Origin of the sequence: Pseudomonas fluorescens (assembly GCF_003732425.1) — a bacterium.
Taxonomy (GTDB): Bacteria; Pseudomonadota; Gammaproteobacteria; order Pseudomonadales; family Pseudomonadaceae; genus Aquipseudomonas; species Aquipseudomonas fluorescens_BE.
In genome coordinates, this window is record NZ_MOBX01000003.1 from 61,454 (window position 1) to 78,404 (window position 16,951).

11 protein-coding genes and 1 other RNA gene are annotated in these 16,951 nt (G+C 59.1%); 9 read left to right on the top strand and 3 right to left on the bottom strand.

Features of this window, described 5'->3' with window-relative positions:
- Window positions 1–30: 30 nt before the first annotated feature.
- Together xdhB and xdhA are read right to left on the bottom strand one after the other, a co-directional pair.
- The gene (xdhB, locus tag BK670_RS03085) at window positions 31–2,430 is read right to left on the bottom strand and encodes a xanthine dehydrogenase molybdopterin binding subunit (RefSeq protein WP_123448558.1); all 2,400 of its coding nucleotides are present in this window, start codon (window positions 2,428–2,430) and stop codon (window positions 31–33) included.
- Window positions 2,423–3,877 (bottom strand): xanthine dehydrogenase small subunit, encoded by a 1,455-nt coding sequence (gene xdhA, locus BK670_RS03090; protein WP_123448559.1) that lies wholly within the window; start codon window positions 3,875–3,877, stop codon window positions 2,423–2,425. The genes xdhB and xdhA overlap by 8 nt, the downstream gene beginning before the upstream one ends.
- 268 nt (window positions 3,878–4,145) lie before the next feature.
- Between xdhA and BK670_RS03095 the strand changes: the two genes are divergently transcribed.
- The 9 genes from BK670_RS03095 (at window position 4,146) to BK670_RS03135 (ending at window position 16,070) form a co-directional block, all read left to right on the top strand.
- Window positions 4,146–4,805: a GntR family transcriptional regulator gene (locus BK670_RS03095; protein WP_123448560.1), complete on the top strand. Its 660-nt coding sequence runs from the start codon at window positions 4,146–4,148 to the stop codon at window positions 4,803–4,805.
- A gap of 2 nt (window positions 4,806–4,807) precedes the next feature.
- Window positions 4,808–8,296: a chromosome segregation protein SMC gene (gene smc, locus BK670_RS03100; protein ID WP_123448561.1), complete on the top strand. Its 3,489-nt coding sequence runs from the start codon at window positions 4,808–4,810 to the stop codon at window positions 8,294–8,296.
- A 259-nt stretch (window positions 8,297–8,555) separates the two neighbouring features.
- The gene (gene zipA / locus BK670_RS03105; RefSeq protein WP_047293036.1) at window positions 8,556–9,419 is read left to right on the top strand and encodes a cell division protein ZipA; all 864 of its coding nucleotides are present in this window, start codon (window positions 8,556–8,558) and stop codon (window positions 9,417–9,419) included.
- 225 nt (window positions 9,420–9,644) lie between these two features.
- Window positions 9,645–12,002 carry an NAD-dependent DNA ligase LigA gene (gene ligA, locus BK670_RS03110; protein ID WP_123448562.1) on the top strand — a complete coding sequence of 786 codons (2,358 nt, stop codon included), beginning with the start codon at window positions 9,645–9,647 and terminating at the stop codon, window positions 12,000–12,002.
- A gap of 233 nt (window positions 12,003–12,235) precedes the next feature.
- Window positions 12,236–13,399 (top strand): zinc-binding metallopeptidase family protein, encoded by a 1,164-nt coding sequence (locus BK670_RS03115; protein ID WP_123448563.1) that lies wholly within the window; start codon window positions 12,236–12,238, stop codon window positions 13,397–13,399.
- A gap of 134 nt (window positions 13,400–13,533) precedes the next feature.
- Window positions 13,534–13,630, top strand: an RNA gene (gene ffs / locus BK670_RS03120) — signal recognition particle sRNA small type.
- Between the two features lie 256 nt (window positions 13,631–13,886).
- Complete coding sequence (locus BK670_RS03125; protein ID WP_123448564.1) at window positions 13,887–15,029, top strand: polymorphic toxin type 44 domain-containing protein; 1,143 nt, start codon at window positions 13,887–13,889, stop codon at window positions 15,027–15,029.
- On the top strand, window positions 15,010–15,429 hold the full coding sequence (locus tag BK670_RS03130; protein ID WP_259697517.1) for a hypothetical protein: 420 nt from the start codon (window positions 15,010–15,012) through the stop codon (window positions 15,427–15,429). The genes BK670_RS03125 and BK670_RS03130 overlap by 20 nt, the downstream gene beginning before the upstream one ends.
- 152 nt (window positions 15,430–15,581) lie before the next feature.
- Window positions 15,582–16,070: an OB-fold protein gene (locus BK670_RS03135; protein ID WP_123448566.1), complete on the top strand. Its 489-nt coding sequence runs from the start codon at window positions 15,582–15,584 to the stop codon at window positions 16,068–16,070.
- Window positions 16,071–16,127: 57 nt separating this feature from the next.
- Here the strand turns inward: BK670_RS03135 and BK670_RS03140 are convergent, their stop codons facing one another.
- The gene (locus tag BK670_RS03140) at window positions 16,128–16,877 is read right to left on the bottom strand and encodes a substrate-binding periplasmic protein (protein WP_123448567.1); all 750 of its coding nucleotides are present in this window, start codon (window positions 16,875–16,877) and stop codon (window positions 16,128–16,130) included.
- Between the last annotated feature and the right edge of the window lie 74 nt (window positions 16,878–16,951).

The window sequence follows — 16,951 nt, forward strand, 5'->3', positions numbered from 1 at the left end:
AGCCTGCTCGCGAATGGCCGCGCCTCGGTCCTAGAGCGGAGCCAGCTCGGTTTCAGCCTCGACCGCTTTCACAGCCTTCAACTGACGCATCTGCTCGCAACCCCACAACACCCGCTCCGGCGTCGCCGGCGCATCAATCTGCGGCTGATGTTTGTAATCACCGAGGCTCGCCACCGCATCCTTGATCGCGCACCACGAAGCAATCCCGAGCATGAACGGCGGTTCACCGACAGCCTTGGAATGGAACACCGTGTCTTCCGGGTTCTTGCGGTTTTCCACCAGCTTCACGCGCAGGTCCAGAGGCATGTCCGCCACCGCCGGGATCTTGTAGCTGGCCGGGCCGTTGGTCATCAGCTTGCCTTTGTTGTTCCAGACCAGCTCTTCCATGGTCAGCCAGCCCATGCCCTGGATGAAACCACCCTCGACCTGACCGATGTCGATGGACGGGTTCAGCGAGGCGCCGACGTCGTGGAGGATGTCGGTACGCAGCATCTTGTACTCGCCGGTCAGGGTGTCGACGATCACTTCGCAGCACGCCGCGCCGAAGGCGAAGTAGTAGAACGGACGGCCACGGGCCTGGCTGCGGTCGTAGTAGATTTTCGGGGTCTTGTAGAACCCGGTGCTCGACAGCGACACCTGATTGAAATACGCCTGCTGGATCAGCGCTTCAAAGGTCAGGATGTGATCACGCACGCGCACGTGGCCGTTGTGGAATTCGACGTCTTCTTCAGTGACTTTGAAGTGACGTGCAGCGAATTCGACCAGACGTTTCTTGATGATTTCTGCCGCGTTCTGCGCCGCTTTACCGTTCAGGTCAGCACCGCTGGACGCCGCCGTTGGCGAGGTGTTTGGCACCTTGTCGGTGTTGGTCGCAGTGATCTGTACGCGATCCATTTCCACCTGGAACACTTCGGCCACGACCTGCGCGACTTTGGTGTTCAGGCCCTGACCCATTTCGGTGCCGCCATGGTTCAGGTGAATGCTGCCGTCGGTATAGATGTGGATCAGCGCGCCGGCCTGATTCAAGAAGCTGGCGGTGAAGGAAATACCGAATTTCACCGGGGTCAGCGCCAGGCCTTTTTTCAGGATCGGGCTGTTGGCGTTGTAGCGACGGATCGCTTCGCGACGCTCGTGGTACTGGCTGCTTTCTTCCAGTTCGGCGGTCATCTCTTCGAGCATGTTGTGCTCGACGGTCTGGTAGTAATGGGTGACGTTGCGCTCGGTCTTGCCGTAGTAGTTGGCCTTGCGCACCGCGAGTGGATCGAGGTTGAGGTGACGGGCAATCGCGTCCATCACTTCTTCGATCGCGACCATGCCTTGCGGGCCACCGAAACCACGGTAAGCGGTGTTCGACGCGGTGTTGGTTTTGCAGCGGTGACCGTTGATGGTCGCATCGCCGAGGTAGTACGAGTTGTCCGAGTGGAACATCGCCCGGTCAACGATCGACGCGGACAAGTCCGGCGAGCAGCCGCAGTTGCCGGCCAGGTCCATGTTGATCCCGTGCAGACGCCCGGTGCTGTCGAAGCCGACGTCGTACTCGACGTAGAACGGGTGCCGCTTGCCGGTCATCAGCATGTCTTCGACGCGCGGCAGACGCATCTTGGTCGGTTGGCCGGTGAGGTGCGCCACCACCGCGCACAGGCACGCCGGACTCGCAGCTTGAGTTTCCTTGCCACCGAAACCACCGCCCATGCGGCGCATGTCGACGACGATTTTGTTCATCGACACGTCGAGCACTTCCGCAACCAGTTTTTGCACTTCGGTCGGGTTTTGCGTCGAGCAGTAAACGATCATGCCGCCGTCTTCGGTCGGCATCACCGAGGAGATTTGCGTCTCCAGATAGAAGTGCTCCTGACCGCCGATGTGCAGCGTGCCCTGGATGCGGTGTTCAGCGGTCGCCAGAGCGGAAACCGAATCGCCGCGCTGGTGGGTGTGACTGTCGAGGACGAAGTGGCGTTTGCGCAGGGCTTCGACCACGTCGAGTACAGGTTCGAGATCTTCGTATTCGATGATCGCCGCCATCGCTGCTTTGCGCGCGGTTTCCAGATCTTTCGCGGCAACGGCGAGCACTGGCTGACCGACGAATTGCACGTCATCGATGGCCAGCAATGGGTCGCCCGGCAGCAACGGGCCGATGTCTTTCAGGCCCGGCACGTCTTCGTGAGTGATCGCGATGCGCACGCCTTCGAAGGCGTAGCACGGCGAGGTGTCGATACTGATGATTTTCGCGTGGGCGCGGTCCGACAGGCGTGCATACAGGTGCAGCTGATTCGGAAATTCCAGGCGATCATCGATGTACTGCGCTTCACCGGACACGTGCTTGGCGGCGCTGTCGTGCTTGACGCTGCGGCCGACGCCAGAGGTCAGATCCTTGGCGAACAGTTCAGCCAGTTCAGCCTGGGTTTTTTCTACGCCGTGATGGTTAGACATAAGCGGTCACCCGAGTCTCGATGTGCGGTGTTTGCAGTTCGATGAAGTATTTGCGCAGCAGGTTCTGCGCGCTGAGCAGGCGATAGTCCTTGCTGGCGCGGAAGTCCGAGAGCGGCGTGAAGTCTTCGGCCAGCGCGGCGCAGGCGCGTTCGACCACGGCGTTGTTGAACGGCGCACCGATCAATGCAGCTTCACAGTTGGCAGCGCGTTTCGGAATTGCTGCCATACCGCCGAAGGCCATGCGCGCATCGCTGATCACACCGTTTTCCACGCGCAGGTTGAACGCGGCGCAGACGGCGGAGATGTCGTCGTCCAGACGCTTGGAGACTTTGTAGGCGCGGAACAACTGCTCGGCGCTGGCGCGCGGCACGATGATCTTCTCGATGAACTCACTTTCCTGACGGGCCGTGACTTTGTAATCGATGAAGTAATCCTCGAGGTTCAGGGTGCGACGGGTTTCACCTTTGCACAGCACGACCTGTGCGCCGAGGGCGATCAGCAGCGGTGGCGAGTCACCGATCGGCGAGGCGTTGCCGATGTTGCCACCGAGGGTGCCCTGATTGCGGATTTGCAGCGAGGCGAAGCGGTGCAGCAGTTCGCCGAAGTCGGGGTACTCGGCGTTTAACGCTTCGTAGCAGTCGGAGAGGGCGGTGGCGGCGCCGATTTCGATGCGGTCTTCGAAGGTTTCGATACGCTTCATTTCTGCGACGTTGCCGACGTAGATCATCACCGGCAGGGTGCGGTGGAACTGGGTGACTTCCAGGGCCAGGTCGGTGCCGCCGGCGAGCAGGCGCGCTTGTGGATAAGCATCGTAGAGGTCGGCCAGATCGGCGACGGTCAGCGGCACCAGGCAGCGCTTGTCGCCGCTGTTGAGTTCGCCGATATCGGTCGGGGCGATGGCTTTGAGGCGTGCAATGGTGTCCGCTTCGCGGGCATCGAACTGATCCGGCTGTTTGCCGCAGCAGGATTGTTCGGCAGCGGCCAGAATCGGCCGGTAGCCGGTGCACCGGCAGAGGTTGCCGGCCAGCGCTTCGTGGGCCTTGGCCTGATCCGGTGCATCGCTGTTCTTTTGCAGGGCGAACAGCGACATGACGAAACCGGGGGTGCAAAAGCCGCACTGCGAGCCGTGGCACTCGACCATGGCTTTCTGCACGCTGTGCAGTTCGCCTTGGTGTTTGAGGTCTTCGACGCTGATCAGTTGTTTGCCGTGCAGCGACGAAACAAAGGTCAGGCACGAATTGAGGCTGCGATAGCGAATGTGCTCGCGACCGTCGTCATCCGTTTGCAACTCGCCGACCACCACGGTGCAGGCGCCGCAGTCACCGCTGGCGCAACCTTCTTTGGTGCCGGATTTACCGACGTGTTCACGCAGGTAATTGAGCACAGTCAGATTCGGGTCCAGGGCGTGCTCGCTACGGAGTTCCTGGTTAAGTAAAAACTGGATCACGGAAGGCCTCGCAGACTCATTATTGTTGTTAACCGACGTGAACCGAATTTAGCAGCTCTGACTTTTCGGTCAATGGTTTTCTGACTTAAAGGTCAAGAAAGTGCATTTCGTCGATCAACAACGTGTCTATTCAGTATTGACCCTCATTGGTCACCCCGCTTTTTTGCGGGATTCGTGCCAAAAACCGCTGAGTGGGCACTCCGCCATGACCGTGCATTTGCGCTACACTGCGCCGCTTGTGCAGATCGATAGAGTTTGAAGGACAACCATGACGTTCAAGGCGCCGGACAGCCTCGCCGAGCAAATCGCTCACCACCTCGCCGAACGCATCATTCGTGGCGAAATGAAGCCGGGAGAGCGCATCCAGGAACAGAAGGTCACGCTGGCACTGAATGTCAGTCGCGGTTCGGTCCGCGAAGCCTTGCTGATCCTCGAACGCCGCCACCTGATCGCGATCCTGCCGCGCCGTGGCGCGCACGTCACCGAGTTGACGCCGCACAAGGTGCAGAGCCTGTGCACGCTGATGAGCGAGCTGTACATCCTGCTCGGCAATTCAGTGGCCAATGGCTGGCAAGTGCAGTCGGACATGGCGCCGTTCGTGCAGATCCAGCAGCGCCTGACCGCCAGCTACGAGCGTCAGGACATCCGCAGCTTCGTCGATGACAGCTTTGCCGTGATGCGCGCCGCCTATCCGTTCGCCAACAACCCGTACCTGCAAGAGACCGTCGAGAACCTGCAGCCGGCCATGAGCCGCGCCTACTTCCTCGCCCTCGAACAGCGCAAGGCGGAAATGAGCGAGTTCCTTGAACTGTTCGAACGCTTGCTCGCCGCCGTCCTGGCCCGTGATTTTCCGCAGATCCGCATCGTGCTGACGGCTTACGCCCAGCGCAGCAGCGATCTGGTGGTTTCCGCCCTGACGGTTGCCTAAGCGTGCGGCTCAAGTGCATCAAACTGGCGGGATTCAAATCCTTCGTCGACCCGACCACGGTGAACTTCCCCAGTAACATGGCGGCGGTCGTCGGGCCGAACGGTTGCGGCAAGTCGAACATCATCGACGCCGTACGCTGGGTGATGGGCGAAAGTTCGGCGAAGAACCTCCGTGGCGAGTCGATGACCGACGTCATCTTCAACGGCTCGACCAGCCGTAAACCGGTGAGTCAGGCCAGTATCGAGCTGGTGTTCGACAACTCAGACGGCACCTTGCTCGGCGAGTACGCGGCCTACGCGGAGATTTCCATCCGCCGTAAAGTCACCCGCGACAGCCAGACCACGTACTACCTCAACGGCACCAAATGCCGTCGTCGTGACATCACCGATATTTTCCTCGGCACTGGCCTCGGCCCGCGCAGTTATTCGATCATCGAGCAGGGGATGATCTCCAAGCTGATCGAGTCCAAGCCCGAAGACCTGCGTAACTTCATCGAAGAAGCGGCGGGCATCTCCAAGTACAAGGAGCGCCGCCGCGAGACCGAAAACCGTATCCGCCGCACTCACGAAAACCTTGCCCGTCTGACTGACTTGCGCGAAGAGCTGGAGCGCCAACTCGAACGTCTGCACCGCCAGGCCGAAGCGGCGAAGAAGTATCAGGAGTTCAAAGCCGAGGAACGTCAGCTCAAGGCGCAACTGTCGGCCTTGCGCTGGCAGGATCTCAACGATCAGGTCGGCCAGCGCGAGTCGATTATCGGCACCCAGGAAATCAGTTTCGAAGCGCTGGTCGCCGAGCAGCGTAATGCCGATGCGGCCATCGAACGCTTGCGTGACGGTCACCATGACCTGTCCGAACGCTTCAATCTGGTGCAAGGGCGCTTCTATTCGGTCGGCGGCGACATCGCCCGGGTCGAGCAGAGCATCCAGCACGGCCAGCAACGTCTGCGGCAGTTGCAGGACGACTTGAAAGAAGCCGAGCGCGCGCGTCTGGAAACCGAATCGCATCTGGGCCACGACCGCACGTTGCTGCTGACCCTCGGCGAAGAGCTGGACATGCTCACCCCCGAGCAGGAAGTCACCAGCGCCGCCGCCGAAGAGGCCGCGGCTGCACTGGAAGATTCCGAAAGCGTCATGCACGGCTGGCAGGAGCAGTGGGACGCCTTCAACCTGACCGCCGCCGAACCGCGTCGTCAGGCCGAAGTGCAGCAGTCGCGCATCCAGCAGCTGGAAACCAGCATGGAACGCCTCGCTGATCGGCAAAAGCGTCTCGGCGAAGAGCGCGCGTTGCTCTCGGCTGACCCGGAAGATGCGGCGATCATGGAGCTCAATGAGCAGCTCGCCGAGTCCGAAGCGACCCTCGAAGATTTGCAGACCAGCGAAGAAGCGCAGGTCGAAAAGCTTGAACAACTGCGCCAGGAACTGCAGCAAGCGCTGACCGCGCAGCAACAGGCGCAGGGTGATTTGCAGCGCCTCAACGGTCGCCTGGCGTCCCTTGAAGCCTTGCAGCAAGCCGCGCTCGATCCGGGCACCGGCACCGCCGAATGGCTGAAGGAACACAACCTCGCCGAGCGTCCGCGTCTGGCCGAAGGCCTGAAGGTCGAGGCCGGTTGGGAGCTGGCGGTGGAAACCGTGCTCGGTGCCGATCTGCAGGCGGTGCTGGTCGACGATTTCAGCGGCTTCGATTTGTCCGGTTTTACTCAGGGCGATCTGCGCCTGCTCAGCCCGGCCAGCGATGGCGTGCGCGTCGCCGGCAGCTTGCTGGACAAGGTTGACGCACAGATCGATCTGTCGCCGTGGCTCGGTCAAGTCAAACCGGTCGACAGCCTCGAACAGGCCTTAGCCTTGCGCGGGCAATTGAGCGCCGGTGAGAGCCTGATCAGCCGTGACGGTTACTGGGTCGGCCGGCACTTCCTGCGCGTGCGTCGGGCCAGCGAAGCGGAGAGCGGCATGCTCGCCCGTGGCCAGGAAATCGAAGCGCTGCACCTCGAGCGCGAAGAGAAAGAAGCCACGGTCGAGGCCATGGAAACCCGTCTGCAAACCTTGCGCGCGCAACAGCGTCAGCAGGAAAACGGCCGCGAACATTTGCGCCGTTTGCTGCAAGACGAGGCGCGGCAGCAAGGTGAACTAAAAGCCCAGTTGTCCGCCGGCAAAGCCAAGGCCGAACAGCTGACTTTGCGTCGCACACGTCTCGATGAGGAACTGGTCGAACTCGGCGAACAACGCGAACTCGAGCACGAACAGATCGGCGAAGCGCGCATGCAATTGCAGGAAGCGCTGGATGCCATGGCACTGGACACCGAACAGCGCGAGTTGCTGTTGGCCCAGCGCGACAGCCTGCGCGAACGCCTCGACCGCGTGCGTCAGGAAGCGCGGCAGCACAAGGACCATGCGCATCAATTGGCCGTGCGTCTAGGCTCGTTGCGCGCGCAGCACGACTCCACGCGCCAGGCGCTGGAACGCCTGGAAATGCAGGCCGAGCGCCTGACCGAAAAGCGCGAACAGTTGAGTCTGAATCTGGAGGAGGGCGAGGCGCCGCTGGAAGAGCTGCGTCTGAAACTCGAAGAACTGCTCGATAAACGCATGACCGTCGACGAAGAGCTGAAGACTGCGCAGATCGCGCTGGAAGACGCTGACCGCGAACTGCGTGACGCGGAAAAGCGCCGGACTCAGGCCGAACAGCAGTCGCAACTGATTCGCGGCCAGCTCGAACAGCAGCGCATGGAATGGCAAGCCCTGACCGTGCGCCGCAAGGCTTTGCAGGATCAATTGCTCGAAGACGGCTACGATCTCAACGGCGTGCTCGCGACATTAACGGCGCAAGCCAGTGAACGCGAAGCCGAAGAAGAACTCGAACGCATCAACGCGCGGATTCAGCGCCTGGGCGCGATCAACCTCGCGGCCATCGACGAATACACGCAACAGTCCGAGCGTAAACGTTATCTGGACGCGCAAGACGCCGATCTGGTCGAAGCGCTGGAGACCCTGGAAAACGTCATTCGCAAGATCGACAAGGAAACCCGCAACCGCTTCAAAGATACCTTTGATCAGATCAATGGCGGTTTACAGTCGCTTTTCCCGAAAGTTTTCGGTGGCGGGCGCGCGTATTTGGAACTGACGGGCGAAGATCTACTCGATACAGGGGTAACGATCATGGCGCAGCCGCCAGGGAAGAAGAACAGCACCATCCATTTGCTCTCCGGCGGGGAGAAAGCCCTGACCGCGCTGGCACTGGTTTTTGCCATCTTCAAATTGAACCCGGCGCCGTTCTGCATGCTCGATGAGGTTGACGCGCCACTGGATGACGCTAACGTTGGACGCTACGCACGCTTGGTCAAAGAGATGTCGCAGACCGTGCAGTTCATCTATATCACCCACAACAAGATCGCCATGGAAATGGCCGAGCAGTTGATGGGCGTAACGATGCATGAACCGGGTTGTTCGCGACTGGTAGCCGTGGATGTCGAGGAGGCGATGGCGATGGTGGACGCCTGAGTCAGCGTGGTGTCGGAAAGGTAATTTGGTGTTGTAGGACTTTTTTACCGGGTTCGACTTGCTGGCCAATCGACATATTCGCGCAAGCCAATGAGACAGACGGTGTAAAGTTGTCTATGGTCGTGCTAGTTTAATGTCAATTTTTCGTATACGTGGGCAAAACGCCTGTCAGAACATAGAGTTGGCGCCACGTTTTAAAGCGGTTTGCACAGTGTAAACCCCTTATTTTTCAGCATTTTTTATAGAGGCACGGGATTACATGGAAATCGGTCTGCGCGAGTGGCTGATCGTCATCGGCATCATTGTGATAGCCGGTATTCTTTTCGATGGCTGGCGCCGTATGCGCGGCGGCAAGGGAAAACTGAAGTTCCGTCTTGACCGAAGTCTGTCCAACCTGCCGGACGAGGACACCAGCGCTGAGCTGTTGGGCCCGGCCCGTGTGCTGGACACCCACAAAGAGCCGCAACTGGACGAACACGATCTGCCGTCGGTGAGCATGCCGGCCCGCGAAGCACGCGAGCCTCGCGAATCCGGCTCGAAACGTGGCAAGCGTGGCAGCAATGGCCCGGCTCAGGGCGACCTGAACCTCGATCTGGATCTGGACGGCGGCCCGAGCTTCAGCAGCCGTGACGACGATTTCGTCGAAGACAGCAAGCCTGCGCCGGCAGTGGCCGACAAGGATCAGCCACAAGCCGAAGAAGTCCTGGTGATCAGCGTGATCTGCCGTGACGCCGCTGGCTTCAAAGGCCCGGCGCTGTTGCAGAACATTCTCGAAAGCGGTCTGCGTTTCGGCGAGATGGATATTTTCCACCGTCACGAAAGCATGGCCGGCAATGGTGAAGTGCTGTTCTCCATGGCCAATGCGGTCAAGCCGGGCATCTTCGATCTGGACGACATCGACCATTTCAGCACCCCGGCAGTGAGCTTCTTCCTCGGCCTGCCAGGCCCGCGTCATCCGAAGCAAGCCTTCGACGTGATGGTGGCCGCAGCTCGCAAGCTGTCGCAGGAGCTGAACGGCGAACTGAAAGATGACCAGCGCAGCGTCCTGACCGCGCAGACGATCGAGCACTACCGTCAGCGCATCGTTGAATTCGAGCGTCGCGCACTGACCCAGAAGCGCTAAGGCCAGAGCGCAGTTGTGGCGAGGGAGCTTGCTCCCGCTGGGCTGCGCAGCAGCCCTAATACCATCCACCGCGTTGCATCAGACACAACCCGGTTGCAGGATTTACGGCGGCTTAGCCACCGAGCGGGAGCAAGCTCCCTCGCCACAATGTCCATAGCCTTGAGTTATTGTGATTTAGAAGATTGAGCAGCCTCGGCTGCTCTTTTGCTTTATGAGAGAACACCCATGACCGCCGCCAAAAACCGCATTCTAGAGCTGCGCGCTGAACTCGATCAGCACAACTACCGTTACCACGTCCTCGACGAGCCGAGCATTCCGGACGCCGAGTACGACCGGTTGTTCCACGAGCTCAAGGCGCTGGAAGCGGCCAATCCGGAACTGATCACCAGCGACTCGCCGACCCAGCGCGTCGGCAGCGTGGCGCTGACCGCGTTCACTCAGGTGCGCCACGAAGTGCCGATGCTCAGCCTCGGCAACGCCTTCGAAGAAACCGACATGCGTGAGTTTGATCGCCGCGTCACCGAAGGTCTGGATCTGCCGGCCGGTGATCTGTTCGGTGGCGGCGCGGCGGTGGAATACAGCTGCGAGCCGAAACTCGATGGCCTGGCGGTCAGCCTGTTGTATCAGGATGGCGTGCTGGTCCGCGGTGCTACACGCGGCGATGGCACCACCGGTGAAGACATCAGCGTCAACGTGCGCACCGTGCGCAACATTCCCCTGAAGCTGCACGGCGAAGGCTGGCCGGCGACCCTGGAAGTGCGCGGCGAAGTGTTCATGTCCAAGGCCGGTTTCGAGCGCCTCAACGCCTCGCAACTGGAAGTCGGCGGCAAGACTTTCGCCAATCCGCGCAACGCTGCCGCCGGCAGTTTGCGTCAGCTCGATTCAAAGATCACCGCCAACCGTCCGCTGGAATTCTGCTGCTACGGCATTGGCCAGGTTTCCCACGATATTTCCGATACCCACATCGGCAACCTCAAGCAGTTGCAAAAGTGGGGCATGCCAATCAGTCACGAACTGAAACTGGCCAAGGGCATCGGCGAATGCCTGGACTACTACCGCGACATTGGCGAGCGACGTAACTCGCTGGCTTATGAAATCGACGGCGTGGTGTTCAAGGTCAACAGCATTGCCGATCAGCGCGAGCTGGGTTTCCGTGCCCGCGAGCCGCGCTGGGCGATCGCGCACAAATTCCCGGCGATGGAAGAGCTCACCGAGTTGCTCGATGTGGAATTCCAGGTCGGCCGCACCGGCGCCGTGACCCCGGTGGCGCGTCTGAAGCCGGTCAAGGTTGCCGGTGTAACCGTGGCCAACGCCACATTGCACAACATGGACGAGGTCGCGCGTCTGGGCCTGATGATCGGCGACACCGTAATCATCCGCCGCGCCGGTGATGTGATTCCGCAAGTGGTGCAAGTGGTCATGGATCGCCGCCCGGAAAACGCGCGCGCGGTGCAGATCCCCGAGAGCTGCCCGGTGTGCGGTTCGCACGTCGAGCGCACGCAACTGATCAAACGCAGCAAGGGCAAGGAAACCGTCAGCGAAGGCGCGGTGTACCGCTGCGTGGGTCGACTGGCCTGTGGCGCGCAACTGAAGCAGGCGATCATTCATTTCGTCTCGCGTCGGGCGATGGACATCGAAGGCTTGGGCGACAAGAGTGTCGAGCAACTGGTGGACGAAGGTCTGGTCAGTTCGCCGGCCGATCTATATGCGCTGAAGTTCGACGACATCGTCGATCTGGAAGGCTTTGCCGAGGTGTCGAGCAACAAACTGCTGGCGGCCATCGAAGACAGCAAGAAACCGGGACTGGCGCGTTTCATCTATGCACTGGGCATCCCCGATGTCGGCGAGGAGACGGCCAAGGTGCTGGCGCGCTCGCTGGGTTCGCTGGAGCGCGTGCAGCAGGCGTTGCCGCAGGTGCTGACCTACCTGCCGGATGTTGGGCTGGAAGTCGCACACGAGATTCACAGCTTCTTCGAAGATGCGCATAACCGGCAGGTCATCGCAGAGTTGCTGGGCCATGGTCTGCAGATTCAGGATCAGGGTGAGCTGGGTGCCGAGTTTGCCGCCAGCACCACGCTGGGTGGCTTCCTCGACAAGCTGCACATTCCCTCGGTCGGCCCGGGCGGCGCGCAGAAACTCGCGGACAAGTTTGGTTCGCTGGAAGCGGTGATGAATGCTGACTGGCTGGACATGCGTCAGGCCTTGCCGGAGAAGCAGGCGAATTCGGTTCGCGAGTTTTTTGCGGCGCCTGAGCATCGGCAACTGGCTGAGCAATCCGAGAAGCAATTGCGCGACTTCGGCATGCACTGGCAGAGCGAGAAGAAGGTCGTTGAAGGTTTGCCGCTGTCCGGCGAGACCTGGGTGCTGACTGGCAAGGTTGAGTTGATGAGTCGTGACGTGGCCAAGGAACATCTGGAAAGCCTGGGTGCCAAGGTTGCCGGTTCCGTGTCGGCGAAGACTCATTGCGTGGTCGCAGGCCCCGGCGCCGGTTCCAAATTGACCAAGGCCAATGAACTGGGCGTGAAAGTGATGGACGAAGAAACCTTCATCGCCTTCCTTAAAACCCACGGCATTTCCGCCTGACACCTTCTTTGCAGATACGATGCTTTTGTGGCGAGGGAGTTTGCTCCCGCTCGGCGACGCAGTCGTCGCAAAATCAGCGTGCTCGATATGCCTGGGTTTGGGGTTGCTTCGCAACCCGGCGGGAGCAAGCTCCCTCGCCACATCGGTAATGCCACTCAGAAGCTGCGCTGTATTCGGGAACGATGTTGTCTTGGGAATGATCTAGTCTTGGCAAGCCCCAGGGAGAGATCGCCATGCACCGCTTTTTCGAGCAGCTCAGTTCTCGCATCATCGCGCCGTTCATGGGCGAGTCCTCACGCAACAGCAAAGTCTGGCCGTGCCGCTGCGGCCAGTCGCTGTTCTTTCGCAACAGTCAGTGCCTGGCGTGCAGCGCCTTGCTCGGTTATCAACCCGAAGAAAGTCGTCTGACTTCGCTGCAACCGGGGCCATACGAAGGCACCTGGACGCTCGACGCCGACCCCGAGGCCGGGCTGTTCCGCCGCTGCGCCAACCTCGACACAGCCGCCGCGTGCAACTGGCTGCTGCCGGCCAATGATCACGACAGCCTGTGCGTCGCCTGCAGCCTCAACCGGACCATCCCCGACCTGTCCGCCCCGGACAACCCTGAGCGTTGGCGCAAAGTCGAAATCGCCAAGCGCCGCCTCGTCGCGCAACTGATCACCCTCGGCCTGCAAGTCATCCCGAAAACCGTCGATGAAGACACCGGGTTGGCGTTCGACTTCATTGGCGTCGACCTCGAAGGCAACGCGCCGATGACCGGCCACGCCAATGGGTTGATCACCCTCGACATCAAAGAGGCCGACGACGCCCACCGTGAGCAGGTGAGGGCGCAGATGCATGAGCCCTATCGCACACTGCTCGGGCATTTTCGCCATGAGGTCGGGCACTACTACTGGGATCGCCTGATCGCCAACGGCCCCTGGCTCGATTCATTCCGCAGCCTGTTCGGCGACGAACGCGCCAGTTACGCCGAGGCGCTCGATCGTCATTATCAGCAAGGCGCACCGCTGGACTGGCCGCAGCAATACGTCAGCGCTTACGCAACCATGCATCCATGGGAAGACTGGGCGGAAACCTGGGCGCACTACCTGCACATGATGGACGCGGTGGACACTGCGCTGGGCTTCGGCATGAGCGCGCGGGAAATGGATTTTGATTACCAGCCGTTTCCCACCAGCACGCTGTACGACCCGGAGCATCCCGGCGGCGAGGCGTTTCTGTCATTCGTCAACGCGTGGATTGAACTGGCTGGCATGCTCAATGAGTTGTCACGGAGCATGGGCCAGCCGGATTTCTACCCGTTCGTGCTGCCTGCGCCGGCGATTGCCAAACTGCACTTCATTCATCTGGTGATCCAGCAGGCGGGCGGCAGGGCGGACGAGGTTCTGGCCCTGTAGGCACTGGCGCAGGCTGCGTTCTTTATGTCCTTGAACCGGTTCATATTTTTAATCTGCAACCAACGGTTGTAACTTCGTCTCAGATAGGTACAATGGCGCGGCTCGCCGACAGGCAAGCGTCGTTATGGTGACCCCATCGGTCCCCCCGCAACGATTACCCGTGAACCTGGTCAGAGCCGGAAGGCAGCAGCCACAGCGGGAACATTGTGTGCCGGGGTGTGGCTGGTGGGGTTACCACCTTAACGAACAATCGAACGCTTCAACCAGAACTGCATGGGTTTCGCCCACTGCGGTTTTTTTGTGTCTGCGATTTTGACAGGTCTGCACTGACCTTCAGTTGCTGATGACGTGGTTTGAGGAAATTTCTGATTCAATTTCCAGATCCCTCCTAAAGACCATCCAGCGAGGCAAGCGCTACTCTCACAACATTCGCAATAACGTTTTTGCCTCCATTGACGGAGGCCTATGCTCGACACAAGGACGACGAATGATTTCCTCGGCTCGATTGGGAGACAAGCATGTCTGCCCACTACCGGGGCATGGTGTAACCCCAATTGCATCTGCTTCTTCTGATACCAATATCAACTTCATGGGGTCTGCCCGTGTTGGTGACACCTGCGGATGCGGCGCCGTCATCACCACGGGTTTTCCCTCGATTCTGGTCAATGGCCGCCCCATGGCTCATTTAGGAAGTCCTACAAGTCATGGAGGAACGATCATTAGCGGATCAGGTGATGTTGGTGGTGGTTTTGTCATGGGGGATGCTGGTGGGGCAATCATCATCAACTTCATGGCGCTTGGGGCGATTCGCCCCAATGGGACGGTTGACGAAGAGAAGATGGCCACGCTTCTTGCTGATCCGCAACTGAAAGAAAAGGCTGTTGCCGCCAACGCTCTCGTAGATCCTGGCACTCCGAAAGCAGAACAGAATGCGGATAAAGTACAACCTGCCGCGTGCAACCATCCTGACCAAATGGAGCCTCTGGCTGACTACATTGCAGGTGAGATGAATCTAAATATCCTGAGTCCGGAAGTTTCATCGATGCAAAAGCTCTACCGCTATGATCCTGCTTCGCCAGACAGGAAGCCTTCACTGTTAAAGGGGGTGGGCGGGCCAGCTAGCCGGCTCCTTGGCAATTACATGGACATCGCCGCGGCGTGGGCAATCTGGGCCAAAAAAGTCGGCCCGAGAATGGACTGGGATCATAAGCCTAAGCTTCGCAAGCTATTTGTAGGTGTTTACCACAAGCAGGGGGCCTACGATTACTTCTACGATATCTGGTCGAACATCCATTATGGGTATGTCGGAGTCATAGCAGGCATGTCCGAGAGCCAGCTATTGGACGGAGCTGGCGTTGCGCAGCTTTTGTCCGACGCAGCCACCAAAGCTGGCGAGCTGAACAAGCCTGAAGAGATGAGAGTGCATCCCGGCCCACACACTACGGCAAGCCCATGGTATGCGCCGGGATCATGGGATGACGTTGCCGATAGGGTATCGATTCAAATCGGGATTAAGCTCGCCGAACAGTATCCCGCAGGCGGAGTGACCGCGAAGATGATCATGGATGAAGTTGTTGCAGTACCACCGGAGAGTTGGGGAGATGGAATCCGTGTCCACAACTGTCAGTAAGCGTCGGGCTTGGTTCATACGAGTGCTGTGGATACCTGTTGTGTATTTGGCTATCGCTCACTGGGACATCGCTTTGCCGACTGTGAATGTTCATTACTCTAAAGCAGGACAAGATGAGTTCCGGTATATCTGGAATGTGCAAGATCGTATTTACAAAGGCGGCATGCGACCTGGTGGCGGGGCGATGGACAATGGTTTCTTCCTTCCAGACGACGAATTCTTCATGGAGTTTTCGTGGTGGAGTAAAGAAGGAGGACGTAATCATTGCATCAGCATCACGCCCAAATGGCCTAACACGGATATCTATCTTGACGCGAACGGCAACATTGATATGCGAAAAGAGAGTGGTACCGATGTAGATCGGCTGAAGAGGTGCCAGTGGGATTTGGCCAAGCCTTAGCCCGGCTCAATAACCCTGGTATCAATGATGGCGACTGGCCTTGCATCAAGCGAACCTATTCTAGAGAATCGGTTCGTTTGAAATCGTCAGGCAGCACCGGCAATCGGGTATGACGCGGTAACGGAAAACTCAACTATCAGAGGAAGAAAGGCGTGAAAAAACTGTTTAAATGGGTCGGCATTGTCATAGGTGTACTTTTTGTTATCGGCTTCATCAGCAATGCGATGAAGTCTCCGGAGGAGAAACAAGCGGAAGCAGTGGCGCTCGCCGACGCGAAAAAAGTACGTGCAGAAGCAGAGCTTGAAAAATCAAAGCAGGAACTGGCTGCCACACCGGCTGTGACTGCACGTGATATCGCTGTTGCTTACAACGAGAACACGGTCGCTGCCGATCAGAAGTTTAAAGGTAAAAAATTCAAGGTATCGGGCACTGTCACAGATATCAACACTGACTTCATGGGTAATCCATACCTCACATTGCGTGGTGGTGTGAATCAGTTCATGGAGCCGCAGTTTTCTTTCGAAAAGAGTGATGCCGATTCACTGGCTTCGCTTAAGAAGGGAGCGAAAGTCACACTATTGTGCGTTGGTAAGGGTGATGTAGCGAAGATCCCGATGTCTGGTTCTTGTGCCCTGCTTTAATTGCCGGTTGGTTTGAACAAGGGACTCATTCATGAGTCCCTTTTTTCATTTAGTGGGTTAGGAACCTGGTTCCGAGCTGCCCGTATAGAGCCGGATAATCTCATCAATCTCCCCCGACATTTTCATCCGCAGCAACGTGCGTAATATCCGTTGCACCGGCACCTTCGGATCATTCCTCACATAGCAACCCACCTTCTGCTCCTGCAATACGGCGACACCTTGCAGTTGCTGCTCAGGCATCAAGCGCTGATTGAACCAGTCCAGCGTCCACTGATTGCTCACCGCATAGCGATAACGCCCGGCCAGCAGTTTTTCCAGCACCTGCTCCTGATTGCGCGCATCTTCGCGTTGCAGTCGGTCTGCATCGAACAGCGGTTGCAGGGTGGGGTAGGTGTAGCCAAGAACAGTGCCGATGGACTGGCGGGGCAGGTGTGCAGGGTCGGTGCTGGCCGGCTGATCCTTGCGGCTGATCAATAGATCGCGCTGAAAGAACAGTGGAAGGCTCCAGATGTAATCCCCCGACTGATTCGGCAGCCACGACTGTGCGGCATAGCAGCGCACATCAATCTCGCCGTGCTCCATAGACGTCTGCACGCGGGTGCGGGGCAGGACGCTAAATTCGGCCGGTACGCCGACCTGCGTGGCCAGGCTGAGCATCAGGTCGTAGAGGATGCCTTGGGTCGGGCGGCCGCGTTCGTATTGCGCCATCGGCATCGCCCAGCTGTCGGGCATGGCGAAGCGCAGCGGGGTTTGCGCTGCCGTCACGTTCAGGCTGATTCCCAGCAACGCCCCCACGGCCCACCGCATAAACGCTCCGGTAATTCCCGATCCCGAGCCGATAAAAGCCTCTGCTCATGCAGCTTAGCCATATTAGACGAGGA